Here is a 12478-nt window from a genome sequence, read left to right as displayed (position 1 = left end):
ATCGATAAACATCAGCGATTGATCAACTCGATGACCGCATCGGTGATCTGGCGGGTGGTGGCGTTGCCGCCGAGATCAGGGGTATGCAGACCGCTCTCGGTCACCGCCTCGATGGCCGACATCAGGTGTTTCGCCGCGGCCGCTTCGCCCAGGTGTTCGAGCATCATCGCCGCCGTCCAGAACGTCGCAATCGGGTTGGCGACGCCTTTGCCGGTGATGTCGAAAGCCGAACCATGGATCGGTTCGAACATCGAAGGGAATTTTCGCGAGGGGTTCAGGTTGGCGGTCGGCGCAATGCCCAGGCTGCCGGACAATGCGGCGGCCAGATCGGACAGAATGTCGGCGTGCAGGTTGGTGGCAACGATCACGTCCAGCGTCGACGGTTTAAGCACCATGCGCGTGGTCACGGCGTCGACCAGTTCCTTGTCGATTCTGACGTCCGGAAAGTCCTTGGCGATTTCGTAGAAAATCTCGTCCCACAACACCATGCCGTGACGCTGAGCGTTGGATTTGGTGACCATGGTCAGGTGCTTGCGAGGCCGGCTCTGCGCCAGTTCGAAGGCGAAGCGGTGGATGCGCTCGACCCCGGCGCGGGTGAACACGGACACTTCGGTGGCGACTTCTTCAGGCAGGCCCCGGTGGACTCGACCGCCATTGCCGGAGTACTCGCCTTCGGAGTTTTCACGCACGACGACCCAATCGATCTGATCACCATTGAGCAGCGGGCTTTTAACCCCTGGCAGCACGCGAGCCGGACGCACGTTGGCGTACTGGTCGAAGCCCTGACAGATCGGCAGACGCAGGCCCCACAGCGAAATGTGATCCGGTACGTTGAGTGCACCTACAGCGCCGAAGAAAATGGCGTCGAAGGTTTTCAGTTCTTCCAGCCCGCCTTCCGGGATGTAGTAACCGTTTTTCAGGTAGTTATCCGAGTTCCAGTCGAAGTGTTTGAAATCCAGCTCGAAGCCGGATTTTTTCGACAAGGCTTGCAGTACCTCGACGCCAGCAGCGATCACTTCAACACCGATACCATCACCGGGAACTGCAGCAATTTTGTATGCACTCATCGTTAACTCCACTCTCGTCACGTTCTTGTTGTGCCTGTCGAACGGGGGTGTTCAATCAGGGTGTGAGCGGAGTATATGTAGTGAGCAAATGAGCGTGAGTTACTCCAAATCACTACATAGATGAATTTGAGTTACCAATGAGTCAGACACTGGATTTGTCTTTTTTCTACCTGCTGGCCAACAAGGGCAGCCTCGCGGCGACGGCTCGAGAGCTGGGCGTCACACCGCCGGCGGTGAGCAAACGCCTGACCGCGCTGGAAGCACGACTCGGCATCCGTCTGGTCAACCGCACCACGCGCTCAATGAGCCTGACCTCGGAAGGTGAACTGTATTTTTCCCATGCCGCCCGCATCCTGACGCAGATCGATGAGGTCGAGCAGTTGATCAGCAGCAGCCGGGCAACCCCTAAAGGCCTGATTCGCGTCAACGCGTCGCTGGGCTTCGGTCGGCGCTACATCGGCCCCGCATTGGGCGCATTCTTCGCGCAGTACCCGGAGGTGGAAATACAGCTGGAAATCAGCGATCACCCGCTCGACCTGGCGACTCACGGGTTTGACCTGGGCATTCGTTTCGGCACCCTGCCGGACGCGGCCTTCCATGCACGCAAGATCGCATCTAATCGCCGCCTGCTATGTGCCTCGCCGCTGTACCTGGAAAAGCATGGCGTGCCGCAACGTTTGGCGGATTTACAACAACACAACTGCATCTTCCTGAGACAAAACGAAACGCCCTACGGCGTGTGGAGCTTCACCAACGGCGGGCGCACGCAAAACATCAAAGTGCGCGGCGCGTTAGGCTGCAACGACGGTGAAGTGGCCCTGAATTGGGCGCTGGAAGGTTACGGGATTCTGCTTCGAGCCGAATGGGACATCGCCCGTTACGTGCGCAGTGGGCGCTTACGCCTGGTACTGGAGGATCAGACACCGACCCGCGCCGATGTCTATGCCGTTTACCCGCAACAATTGCACCTGTCGGCGCGAGTGCGCAGCCTGATCGATTTTCTGGTCGAGCGCTTCAAGCACATCGATCATCTGGACGAACCGGAATCTTCGCTCGACTGAATAGTGTTGGCTGAGGGTAGCGTTCGGCCTGGAGCGGACACACCTGCCTGTTTTGTAAATAGCCAAAAGCACCTTCCCGTCGGTATACAAGTCCACCGCGGGCGGTGGAGGTCATTACGCCGCCTTAGCTTCAAGCCAAGGCACTGGCATCGGCTTCATGCTCGTCTGCGAAGGCCATGAGCACCTCCAGATCGAGCACATCCAGTTTGATCTGGGAGATAAAGGCCGAGAAGGCCAGGTTGGCGGCGAGCCGGCGCAGATCGGCGGCCCAGGCCGGGATATGAATCGGCCCCTGGAGCCAGCCGGACTCGAAAAGCGGGGCCAGGAGGACGGTATCACCCAGACTGAGGCGCCCGGCAAACAGATGGCCCACCAGTTCCGGCCGGTTGTCGCGGATTGCGATGCGCAGCAGGGTATGGACGCCGAGCAAACCGGTCAGGTAGGCGGCATCCTTGGTGAACGCCGAACCACCGCGCAGGTCGGTGCCGCGGAAGACCCGTTGGGTCGAGCGGAAGGACTCCTCTTGCGACTGACCGGCCGCCAGAAAACCTTCGAATACCTGGATGAAATCGGCGCCATCCAGCGCCTGCTGGACCGCGAGCACGCGCAGGGCGAGGCGGCGCAGGCGGTTGATGTCCATGCTGCCGGTGAACAGCTCGGCCAGGGTCGCGATGCCCTCCTGAGTCTGGGTGGTGCGTGGCGCTCCCAGACCCAGGCTTTTCAGGTTGGGCTGGAGCGCGCCGTTTTGTGCCGTGGCGACATGCACGAAGGCCTCATGTTGCAATAACTGGCTCTTGTCGAGTTCCGAGAACAGGGCGCTGGTACGCAAGCGGATACGGCTCGACCCGGCGATGGCCTTGGCGGCCAGGGTGGGATCAAGCACGACCGTGATCCGGCCCGGGCCGAAGAAGCCATCCAGTTCCGGCTGCATCCAGGCGGCGAAGGCCTCGGCCGGGATCTCGGCCGGGCTCGGTGGAATCCGGGCACCGCCCAGCAGGGCGTCGGTGGTCTTGAGGAAGAAACTGGCCGCGTCCAGCATGCTCAGTTTCTGGCTTGGGTAGTAGAAGTCCGGGCGCCGGTACAGCGCTGACGAGTACTGAGTGAAAGCGGGTGTGCCAATGGCACCCAGCATGCGCCCGGCCGTGGCATAGCTACGCGCTGTCATGGCGAGGTAGCGCCCGGCCGGATGCCCCTCATCGCAGCGGTCGGTAAAGGCTTCCAGGGCGGCGATGTCCGCGCCGTGCTCGCGCGGGCGCAGCTCGACCCTGGGCAGTTCTGCATGCCCGGTGCGCCAACGTGTCAGGAATACTTCCTCGACCCCATCCGGCCAGGCCAGGGCATCCAGCACGCGAATCTTGCGGGCCAAACCTGGCAGAGCGGCATCGAGTTCGGACAGGGCGGCGGCGCTCACAGAAACCTCCTTGGGAGACGAGGGTCAGTGCAAAAAGTCTAGTCGTTGTCCAAGCACGGCGTTGCGACAGGTTGAGTCTGAACCAGGCTTCTCTGTGTTCTTCGGGATGCACGGTCTTGGCCATCCTGGCACGGCCCTGATGCGATTGGCTGCAAACGCCCACTAAATGAATCGTCAGTTTTTTGAAGCCCTCCATTCATGCGAAATCCGTCAACAGTGTTTGTCCAGAGAGCCGCTATATGGGGCAGAGATAAACACTTAGCATCGTCTCTACCCAGTGAGCAAATGGATTAAATATCAACTAGCTCATGAGGTAAAAACCTGAAAACTCGATGTGAGTTTTACGATCATCTCGGACGCAGCGTAAACCTTAGACAATACGGTGAAGATAATGAATATTTTAAAAATTGCAGTTATTGTTGCTCTTGGCAGTGCAGGCGCACAGGCATTTGCAGACGAGAGCCATTCAACTACCGCGACCCGCTCGATACCTGTTGAGACCTATACTTACGAAACGAAACTTGACATCAAAAAAGTCATTAACGTTACAGACATTGCGGACCAGTGCGGGCCGGTTCCAGCGCAAATGACGTATGAAGACTCTCATGGCCAGCAACATATCCTTCAGTATCAAGTCATGGGAACTGGATGTTCAAACGGTTGAACGCTGTGTGGATGATGGAGGGTCGACACTCCATACCTGCAACACCCACTTACTAACGTTGTTATAGTTTCTTTGCTGAAGCTGCGATTTCTTCATCGCACGCCAATAATTCTGGAATATAACTTTTAAGAAAATCTACCCACGTCTTGATTTTTGCATCCACGAACTTTCGTGATGGGTATATTGCAAATAAATTAAATCCCTCAAAATGATACTCTGGCAATACACGTACCAATGTGCCCTCCCTGAGGCCACTGACGGCAGACGCAATAGGCTGAATACCGATGCCCATCCCGTTTTTTATGGCGATGGTCATGGCATCGGCCGTATTGACGTGAAAGGGAGACAATGGAATGTTGACGGTCTCCACACCATCAGGCCCCTCGAATACCCAGTTTTTAACGGGCATTACCGTATTAACAATTCTCAAACAATCATGTGAACCAAGGGAACCTGGAGAATCGGGGACTCCGCGTTTCTTCAAGTACGCCGGCGAGGCGCAGAGAATGCTGTAGGTGATGCCGAGCCGCTGAGCGACAAACCCCGAATCGGATAGATCCCGCGCTAGAACAATCGACATGTCGTACCCTTCCTCGAGCAAGTCAGGTAGCCGATTGGTCAGTGTCAAATCAAACATGACCGAGGGATGAATCTCCCGATACCGGGCAATGGCATCGATGACGTAATGAGTGCCGATGGCTGCCATCGCATGAATCTTGAGCCTGCCAACTGGCAGGGTATGAGCGGTACCCGCTTCCTCATCGGCTTCACGTACCTCGTCCAGAATCTTCTCGCATCGTTGCAAATAACGCGCACCTGCTTCGGTCAACACCAGGCGTCGGGTCGTCCGGTTGATCAGACGCGTCTGAAGCCTGGCCTCCAGACTGGAAACAGCTTTGGAAACGTTAGTTGTCGTGGTGTCCAATATCTCAGCCGCCGCCGTAAAGCTGCCGCTCTGAGCGACAGCAATGAAAAAACGCATGGTTTGAAAATGTCCATCGTTTCATCTCAAGGGGGGATGGATAAAAGGGGCGGCCTTGCATAAGACCGCCCCTCGTCATGGGTCACTTCTTTCGCGGAATAAATCCAGGTACGCCGGTTTCCACTACCGAGTTGAATCGCACCCGGGTCGTAATATCGTCCTTGATTTCATGCATGGCCCTTTGAGGCAGAGTCGAAATATCAAAGTTTTCCTTGATGTGGCCCGGCGTCGCAGAAGTGGTCAGGAAAGCGACGCCTCGCTGTACAGACCAGGCCAATGCAACTTGAGCCGGAGTCTTCTGCAAGCGCTTGGCGACCCCGGTAATCACGGAGTCTTCCAGCACGTTCGGTTCCATGCCGTGCCCGAGTGGCGCGAACGCAAGGAGGATAATCCCATGCTGCTGACAAAACTCAAGCAGTTCCCATTCAGGTAAATAAGGATGGGATTCGACCTGCACCACGGCAGGTTTTATCCGGGCTACAGCCACAATCTCTTTTAAAGTCTCCAACGTGATATCAGACAAGCCGATGGACTTGCACCGGCCTTCATCCACCAGGCGCTCAAGCGCCCTCCAAGTCTCCATTAATGTCACGCCCGAGTCGTAGATGACTTGCCCCTGCTCGTCTCTTGGGTCCTGGTTATCGCCAGGCTGGAAGGCAAAGGGGGTATGAATCAAATAGCAATCGATGTAATCAACTTGAAGTCGTCGACAGCTTGCTTCGAACGCCGGCCTGACCCGCTCGGGACGATGGTTGGTATTCCATAGTTTCGTCGTAATGAACACGTCCTCTCGCCGTATCTTGCCTGCCTCCAGAACTTCTCTTATGGCAACGCCAACCTCTTCCTCATTTCGATAGCGTTCTGCACAGTCGAAATGGCGAAAGCCCGCTCCCAGCGCCTCCTTAACCGCTTGCATCGTGACGCTCAGGTCCCGGAACAAGGTGCCGAATCCAACGGCCGGCATCTCACCTGCCCCATGTATTAAAGGGAATCGGGTATCGCGAAGTGAATCGTGAAATGATTCGTAAGGCATATCGTTTACTCCAATGTCTGGCTCTATTGATACGAAGGTTTCTGTTCTTCGCGACTGGCAACTCGTTGCTCAAAAACGCCAATGGAATTACCGCCGAGTGCCACATACAGCCGCACCGTGTCGAGATACTGCGCCGTCTTCACTCTGATTTGACCCAGCAACGCCTGCTCATAGGCACGTTCCGCTTCCAGCACCTGGAGAATGCTGTTCTCGCCTTGCGCGTAGGCTTGCTGGTTCAACCGAAAACTCGTTTCGGCCGCTCGTAACGCGTCCTCCTGCGCCAGGTTTGCCTCGGCGTCATGATTGATTGCCTGCAACGTGTCTGCGACCTGACCGAACGAATTGATAACGGTCTGCTGGTAGCCAGCAAGCGTTGCCTTGTAGCCGTCGACTGCGGCCTGACGTTCAGCTTTGAGTGTGCCGCCATCGAAGATCGGACCCGCCAGCCCCGCAGCGAAGCCCCAAAGTGCGGCACCGCCATTACCGGAAGCGGCCTGGGCGAGAGACGCGGACAGCGTTACATGGGGATAGAGGTTCGCTGTGGCTACTCCCACGGCGGCACTCGCCATGTGCAGTTCAGCCTCTGCTTGCAGCACATCCGGCCGATCGTGGGCCATTTCAGAAGGCAGACTGACTGGCACGTTTGCCGGCAATACAAACTCGGCAAGATCGAACTCAGGCGCGATCCAGTCGCCAGGGCCTTTGCCCGTCAGAATCGACAAAGCATGACGCGCCGAATCACGCTGCTGAGCCAGGGGTGGCAACAGCGTGCGGTCCTGAGCGAGGCGCGTCTCGGCCAGCGAAACATCGATCTGCGTGGTGCTGCCATTGGCGTGCGCCATCCGCACGAGTTCGAGGTTCTTTGCGTCATTGGCGAGCAGCTTCTCGACGGCTTGCATCTGCGCGTTTGCAGAGGCAACCAACAACGCCTGGCTGGCGACATCGCCGGTCAGGGTCAGGTACGCCGCTTCGTATCGATGTTTCTGAAGATCCGTAAACGCTTGCTGCTGTTCGACCCGTCGCTTGTTACCGCCGAAAGCGTCAAGGTCGAAGCCGACCCGTGGCCCAATCGCATAGAAATTGGAGACGGATGGCTCGGGCGTGTTGTGTGTACGTTGGCGTCCAGCCTGAGCGCCAAAATCGACCTGCGGATAAAACGCACCCTCCGCCGCAGCGACCGAGGACGCCGCTTGCCGGATCGTGGCATCCGCAGCCACGAGCTCAAGATTGCCGTCGATTGCCCGACGTACAACCTCATCGAGCTTGCGCGAGCGAAAGGCAGACCACCAGTCACCGTTGACCTTCTTGCCGAGGTCAATGTGTTGCTCACCAGGCTTGTTGCCGCTCTGGCCGAGACGCTGCTCGGCCTGTTGGTCATAGTGCTGCGACGAGCTTGCCGCGGGCGTTTTAAAGTCAGGGCCGACGGTGCAGGCGGACAGGAACATCAGCGCCGACACCATACCGGCCTTCGATTGGAACAGCTGTCTGAAGAATACAAGCGCATTGGATTTCATTTGGCACACTCCACGAAAACTAATTGGCCGGAACGGGCTTGCGAAGAAAAACAACCAGTGGACTCACCACCAGCATCGCCACCATCAGAACCTTGAACTGGTCGATCACTGCGATAAAAGCGGCCTGGCCGGTGATCATTTCGTTGAGTCCCGCCAGTGCTTGCAGGGACGTCGGCACGGCATGCCCGGCGGCGCGATACGGCGTCAGATGGCTGCCCAGCGCCATGTGCATCGCTTGCGTATTGTTGAAGAAGAAAATTTGCACGACCGCAACGCCGATGGTGCTTCCGTAAACACGGGCCAGATTGAAAAACCCGGTGCCTTCCGGGCGGAACCTGGGATCAAGCGTGCTGAACGCCACCTTACTGATCGCCGGCATCAACACACCCAGGCCAATCCCCTGGAGTGCACCGGCCACCGCCACGGGCCACCCGTCCATCAACGGCGAATAGCCGACCATCAGCCAGTTGGCATACACCACCAGCGCCACGCCCGCCGCAACGAAGAGTCGCGAGTCGATACGCGCGGGAACACGGCCCATCAGGAGGAATGCACCTACCAGTCCCACACCTCGCGGTATCGTCATGTAGCCCGTGGTGGCAGGTGGGTAGCCGAGAATTTCATCCAGCATCGGGGACGTCAGTGCCATCGTCGGCAACAGCACGAAACCGAGTGCGAAAAAGATGATCGTCGACAGCACGAAGTTGCGGTCTCTGAACAAGCTCTTGTTGAGAAAATGCACCTTCGCGGTCAGCACATGCACAACGAACAGGTAGAGACCCACGGCACAGGCGACCGCTTCCAGCCAGATCTCGGGCGAGGCAAACCAGTCCAGGCGTTCACCGCGGTCGAGGAGCATCTGCAACCCGATCATTCCCAGCGTGAAGGTGCCGACACCGAAGAAGTCAAAAGGAGGACTTTTCTCGGCCTTTTTCTCGGCAAGCAACAGCGTCACTACGAGGAAGACAAACGCCGACGGCGCAAGGCTGATGTCGAACATCGAGCGCCATCCATAATGCTCGCTGACCCAACCACCGATGCTCGGGGCGCTGGCGATGCCAAAGAGCACAATGGCGGTGAACACCGAACCCAATGTTCCACGCCGCGCAGGTGGCAATGTCTCCATGGCAATCGCCATCGAGAGAGGCGCCAGCACGCCACTCGCCGCACCTTGAATAATGCGCGCACCTACGAACTCCAGCGGGGTCGTTGCCTGTGTAGCGAGCAGCAAGCCAAGGACAAAGAATGCCAGTGCCGCTTGATAAACAAGCTTCAAGCCATAGCGCCCGGCGAGCCACTGCGCAATCGGCAGGGTGATGGCGCTCGCAGCGAGGTACGAGGTAAATACCCAACCCGCTTGATCGTCGGTCATCGACAAACTGCCCTGAATAAACCTGAGTACCGAATTCGGCAGAGGCAGGTTCGCAGACTGCATATAGGCCACGAACAGCGCGGCGTACCTCAGCGTACGCGCACCCTCCGCTCCCGGGGTTCCAGCAGCGTTGGCGTTCATCAGAAGTTACCTGCGGTCAACAGCGCCTTGAGCGGATGCCACCACGGCGTGCGATACCCGGTATCGACCCTGACCGTCGCACTGGTACCCGAGAAAACAGGCAGAGCAGCATCCACCTCATCGAGCTCGAGGCGAACCGGTACCCGCTGGACGACCTTGACCCAGTTACCAGTCGCATTTTCGGGCGGCAGCAGTGCGAAGTCCGATCCGGCACCCGGGCTCATGCTGGTCACGTGGGCTTTGAATACGTGATCAGGATAAGTGTCGATACTGACGGTCGCTTCCTGGCCAGGATGCATGTGGGTCACCTCCGTTTCGCGGAAGTTGGCCTCAACCCAAATCTGCCGATCAGACAGCAGAGCGAAGGCTGGCGCACCGCTGTTGAGGTAGTTGCCCACCTGCAAATCGTCGACCTTGGTCACGATGCCATCGTCCGGCGCATACACCGTCGTGTACGAGAAATAAAGCTGAGCCTCGTCGAGCTGAGCCTTGGCCTCACGAACCGTCGGATGTTTATCGGCTTCGATGTCGGGATTACCGTTCAAGGCAACGACCGTACTGGCGATCTGCTGTTCGACCGATGCTATTCGTTGCCGGGCAACTTTAAGGTCTGTGTCTGCACGCTCGTAAATGGCGCGCGAGACAAACTCACTGGCGACCAGCGCTTTCTTGCGGGCAAACTCCCTTTGGTCGAAATCGGCCGACTCTTTGGCCGATTGCAGTTCAGCCTGCTGCTGCCGGTAGCTTGCCTTGAGCCCATCGATGCGAAGCCGCGCGACGCTCAACTGTGCTTCTGCACGGTTAACCGCGATCTGGAACGGCTCCGGGTTGACCCGAAACAGAACCTGCCCCTTGCGAACAGGCTGATTATCCTCGACCGCGATTTCGACGACTTGTCCGGAAATGCGCGCGTTGATCGATGCCTTCGCCACCCGGGCGTAGGCGTTATCGGTCGAAACATAGGGCTCGCCCGCCACATAGTGTGCGTACCCAACCGCAGTAAAGAGGAGCGGAACACCCACCATAAGGAGTGGCCGCAATTTCTCTTTGAACGGCTTCTTTGGGGGCGTGACAGCCTGGTTCGGCCCTGGGTGCTCGAAGGTCTGTGTCGCTGAGATGTCGAACTGCTTGGTCATGATCGAATACACCTTTAACCGGGAAATCGGGCCTGCAAAACCGCCTGCGACCCAGATGTCATTGCTGTGAGAAGTCAAGCCCGTGCGCGGTTGGAGGATCGCTCCGCCGCCTCTGTTTCGTCGCCGCAATACCCAGTTCGAGCTCCGCTACAACAAACCTGCAAGCCAAGGAATTTTTGGTTCCTTATTTTTGTGCGATGATGTAAGAATATCGACCAGCCCTCCTTTCATCAAGGATTTTGTACGACATGGCACAAAAAAAGATTACCGCCGCGAAAAGCCGCGGCCGCCCTCGCGCCTATGACCCGCAGACAGCGCTGCAGCAGGCACTGGGTGTTTTCTGGAACACCGGATATTCCGGCGCGTCTCTGGATAGCATCGCCACGGCGGCCGGCATGAATCGCCCCAGCCTCTATGCCGCATTCGGTGACAAGCACGCGCTCTATATCAAGGCGCTTGAGCAGTATTGGGCGTTTGCCGCGGCGGCCATGCATGAGGCGCTGACAGACAACGCTCTGACATTGCGTGAGGCGTTGATGCGCTTCTACGAGGGGCAGTTGTCGATCTACTTCTCGGGTGAGGGCCAACCGCGTGGCTGCTTTGCGATCGGCACGGCGACGACCGAAGCCGTTGAGGATTCTGAAATACGCGAGGTTCTTTCGGATCGACTCAGCAGGCTCGACGCCGATCTCGAAACGCGTCTGCGAGCGGCCATCGATTCCGGTGAGTTGAACAGCGATGCCGACCCGGCTGCCCTGGCTGTACTTGCGTCCTCCTTGCTGCACAGCATTTCGATACGTGCGCGGGCAGGCAAATCCCGCGCTGAATTGACCGAACTTGCACGCAATGCGGTCAACGTGATCTGCGGTTGAGAGGCTTTATGGTGGGCGAAAGACTCGAAGACATTCTTGCCGAGCATCTAGACGTGATTTTTTGTGGCATCAACCCGGGCATGACGGCTGCCACCCAAGGGCATCATTTTGCGGGCAGGGGCAATCGCTTCTGGCGAACGCTCCATCTCGCCGGTTTTACGCCGCAAGAGGTGCGCCCGGAAAATGATCGGACGATCTTGCTGCATCACTGTGGATTAACGGCAGTGGTTGAACGGCCTACGGCGCGTGCAGATCAGCTGTCTTCAGATGAGTTCATCGCTGCCGCCGCGGATTTTGAACAAAAGATCACGCGCTATGCGCCACGCTTCGTGGCGTTTCTCGGTAAAGCGGCGTATTGCGCGTTATCCGGCCAACGAGAAGTGATGTGGGGGCTTCAGTCAAAAACCTTCGGTAATGCCTCGGTATGGGTCCTGCCCAATCCGAGTGGGCGAAATCGCGCGTTCACGCTTGATCAACTCGTTAGCGCATACCGTCAACTCTGTTTAGCAGCCGGCGAGCATCCGCCAACAGACAGCCCCACCTACCGCGCCGTGTCGCCACCTGGCTTATAGAACAGAAACTTCCGAGTCTCGGCCGTCCTGGTGTATTTCTTCGCCCAGTCGGGCTTCACCGTTCTGTCGTGGAAATACAAAGCGCCGTGGGTGCGGTCCGTGAGTTGCTTGTTGAGCGCCTTGCGTGCGATTTCCTTGGCGATGGTATATTCGTCGTCCTCCTTTACCTGATCCGGACGCCCGTCACACCACCACGAAAACTGGCAGGCATGCTTTTCAGAACCTTGCTTGACCACCGCGCATATGGTGTCTGGAAATCCCTCATGGCCCAGCCGGTTCATGACCACGCTGGCGACGGCTTCCATGTCCGCACCTGCCACACCTTTGGCCTCCCAATAGATGCTGCGTGCCAGGCAGGTGATTGCATCCTCCAGAGGGGCTGCGCCTGCCGGATCGACCGCCTGCACTTCGGAGGGGGTGATGACCTCGGACTTGGGCACCGGAAGTTCGCTGCCCTTCTCTGCTGCCTTCTGTTCCAGGACCTGCGCCTTGTCTTCAGCCACTTCCTTTTTTTGCTCCTGGTCAGTTGCCAACACCTGTCCGTGCACAAGGATGATTGCGAAGCAGGTGAGTACCCATTTTAATCGCATGATCGATCCTTCCGATGAAACTGGCTTGAGCAATGAAACAGCAATGTTGCAGCACTGATCTGG

The 12478-nt window shown here is 57.7% G+C and carries 12 protein-coding genes; 4 read left to right on the top strand and 8 right to left on the bottom strand.

Annotation, left to right across the window (positions count from 1 at the left end; genetic code table 11):
* Positions 1 to 11: 11 nt before the first annotated feature.
* Positions 12 to 1067 carry a tartrate dehydrogenase gene (locus KGB14_RS12800; protein WP_223487121.1) on the bottom strand — a complete coding sequence of 352 codons (1056 nt, stop codon included), beginning with the start codon at positions 1065 to 1067 and terminating at the stop codon, positions 12 to 14.
* A 137-nt stretch (positions 1068 to 1204) separates the two neighbouring features.
* Between KGB14_RS12800 and KGB14_RS12795 the strand changes: the two genes are divergently transcribed.
* On the top strand, positions 1205 to 2128 hold the full coding sequence (locus KGB14_RS12795) for a LysR family transcriptional regulator (RefSeq protein WP_223487118.1): 924 nt from the start codon (positions 1205 to 1207) through the stop codon (positions 2126 to 2128).
* 130 nt (positions 2129 to 2258) lie between these two features.
* On the opposite strand, the gene KGB14_RS12790 is transcribed toward KGB14_RS12795, so the two are convergent.
* Positions 2259 to 3539 carry a flavohemoglobin expression-modulating QEGLA motif protein gene (locus tag KGB14_RS12790; protein WP_223487116.1) on the bottom strand — a complete coding sequence of 427 codons (1281 nt, stop codon included), beginning with the start codon at positions 3537 to 3539 and terminating at the stop codon, positions 2259 to 2261.
* A gap of 391 nt (positions 3540 to 3930) precedes the next feature.
* Here KGB14_RS12790 and KGB14_RS12785 point away from each other — a divergent pair, with 391 nt between their 5' ends.
* Positions 3931 to 4203 (top strand): DUF2790 domain-containing protein, encoded by a 273-nt coding sequence (locus KGB14_RS12785; RefSeq protein WP_223487114.1) that lies wholly within the window; start codon positions 3931 to 3933, stop codon positions 4201 to 4203.
* 61 nt (positions 4204 to 4264) lie between these two features.
* Here the strand turns inward: KGB14_RS12785 and KGB14_RS12780 are convergent, their stop codons facing one another.
* The 5 genes from KGB14_RS12780 to KGB14_RS12760 form a co-directional block, all read right to left on the bottom strand.
* Entirely contained in the window at positions 4265 to 5185 is a 921-nt protein-coding gene (locus KGB14_RS12780) for a LysR family transcriptional regulator (RefSeq protein WP_223487112.1), read from the bottom strand.
* 82 nt (positions 5186 to 5267) lie between these two features.
* Complete coding sequence (locus KGB14_RS12775) at positions 5268 to 6218, bottom strand: aldo/keto reductase (protein ID WP_223487110.1); 951 nt, start codon at positions 6216 to 6218, stop codon at positions 5268 to 5270.
* A 23-nt stretch (positions 6219 to 6241) separates the two neighbouring features.
* Complete coding sequence (locus KGB14_RS12770) at positions 6242 to 7732, bottom strand: efflux transporter outer membrane subunit (protein WP_223487107.1); 1491 nt, start codon at positions 7730 to 7732, stop codon at positions 6242 to 6244.
* A 19-nt stretch (positions 7733 to 7751) separates the two neighbouring features.
* Positions 7752 to 9245, bottom strand: a complete 1494-nt coding sequence (locus KGB14_RS12765; RefSeq protein WP_223487104.1) for a DHA2 family efflux MFS transporter permease subunit — start codon at positions 9243 to 9245, stop codon at positions 7752 to 7754.
* Positions 9245 to 10381, bottom strand: coding sequence for an HlyD family secretion protein (locus KGB14_RS12760; protein ID WP_223487102.1), 1137 nt, complete (start codon positions 10379 to 10381; stop codon positions 9245 to 9247). Before KGB14_RS12760 ends, KGB14_RS12765 begins: the two co-directional genes overlap by 1 nt.
* 248 nt (positions 10382 to 10629) lie before the next feature.
* Here KGB14_RS12760 and KGB14_RS12755 point away from each other — a divergent pair, with 248 nt between their 5' ends.
* Positions 10630 to 11253, top strand: a complete 624-nt coding sequence (locus tag KGB14_RS12755; RefSeq protein ID WP_223487100.1) for a TetR/AcrR family transcriptional regulator — start codon at positions 10630 to 10632, stop codon at positions 11251 to 11253.
* Between the two features lie 11 nt (positions 11254 to 11264).
* Positions 11265 to 11825, top strand: coding sequence for a G/U mismatch-specific DNA glycosylase (gene mug, locus KGB14_RS12750; protein ID WP_223487258.1), 561 nt, complete (start codon positions 11265 to 11267; stop codon positions 11823 to 11825).
* On the opposite strand, the gene KGB14_RS12745 is transcribed toward mug, so the two are convergent.
* Positions 11795 to 12415: a cell wall hydrolase gene (locus KGB14_RS12745; protein ID WP_223487098.1), complete on the bottom strand. Its 621-nt coding sequence runs from the start codon at positions 12413 to 12415 to the stop codon at positions 11795 to 11797. The two genes, mug and KGB14_RS12745, sit on opposite strands and share 31 nt — an antisense overlap.
* Positions 12416 to 12478 lie beyond the last annotated feature (63 nt).

Source organism: Pseudomonas sp. A-RE-19 (assembly GCF_019956555.1).
Lineage (GTDB): Bacteria > Pseudomonadota > Gammaproteobacteria > Pseudomonadales > Pseudomonadaceae > Aquipseudomonas.
The sequence above is the reverse complement of the archived record's forward strand: the minus strand, read 5'-3'. Positions and strand labels throughout refer to the sequence as shown.

Excerpts from the sequence above, each read along its gene's own strand:
- KGB14_RS12800 (WP_223487121.1), bottom strand. The coding sequence starts at position 1,067 with ATGAGTGCATACAAAATTGCTGCAGTTCCCGGTGATGGTATCGGTGTT.
- KGB14_RS12795 (WP_223487118.1), top strand. The coding sequence starts at position 1,205 with ATGAGTCAGACACTGGATTTGTCTTTTTTCTACCTGCTGGCCAACAAG.
- KGB14_RS12785 (WP_223487114.1), top strand. The coding sequence starts at position 3,931 with ATGAATATTTTAAAAATTGCAGTTATTGTTGCTCTTGGCAGTGCAGGC.
- KGB14_RS12780 (WP_223487112.1), bottom strand. The coding sequence starts at position 5,185 with ATGCGTTTTTTCATTGCTGTCGCTCAGAGCGGCAGCTTTACGGCGGCG.
- KGB14_RS12775 (WP_223487110.1), bottom strand. The coding sequence starts at position 6,218 with ATGCCTTACGAATCATTTCACGATTCACTTCGCGATACCCGATTCCCT.
- KGB14_RS12770 (WP_223487107.1), bottom strand. The coding sequence starts at position 7,732 with ATGAAATCCAATGCGCTTGTATTCTTCAGACAGCTGTTCCAATCGAAG.
- KGB14_RS12765 (WP_223487104.1), bottom strand. The coding sequence starts at position 9,245 with ATGAACGCCAACGCTGCTGGAACCCCGGGAGCGGAGGGTGCGCGTACG.
- KGB14_RS12760 (WP_223487102.1), bottom strand. The coding sequence starts at position 10,381 with ATGACCAAGCAGTTCGACATCTCAGCGACACAGACCTTCGAGCACCCA.
- KGB14_RS12755 (WP_223487100.1), top strand. The coding sequence starts at position 10,630 with ATGGCACAAAAAAAGATTACCGCCGCGAAAAGCCGCGGCCGCCCTCGC.
- KGB14_RS12745 (WP_223487098.1), bottom strand. The coding sequence starts at position 12,415 with ATGCGATTAAAATGGGTACTCACCTGCTTCGCAATCATCCTTGTGCAC.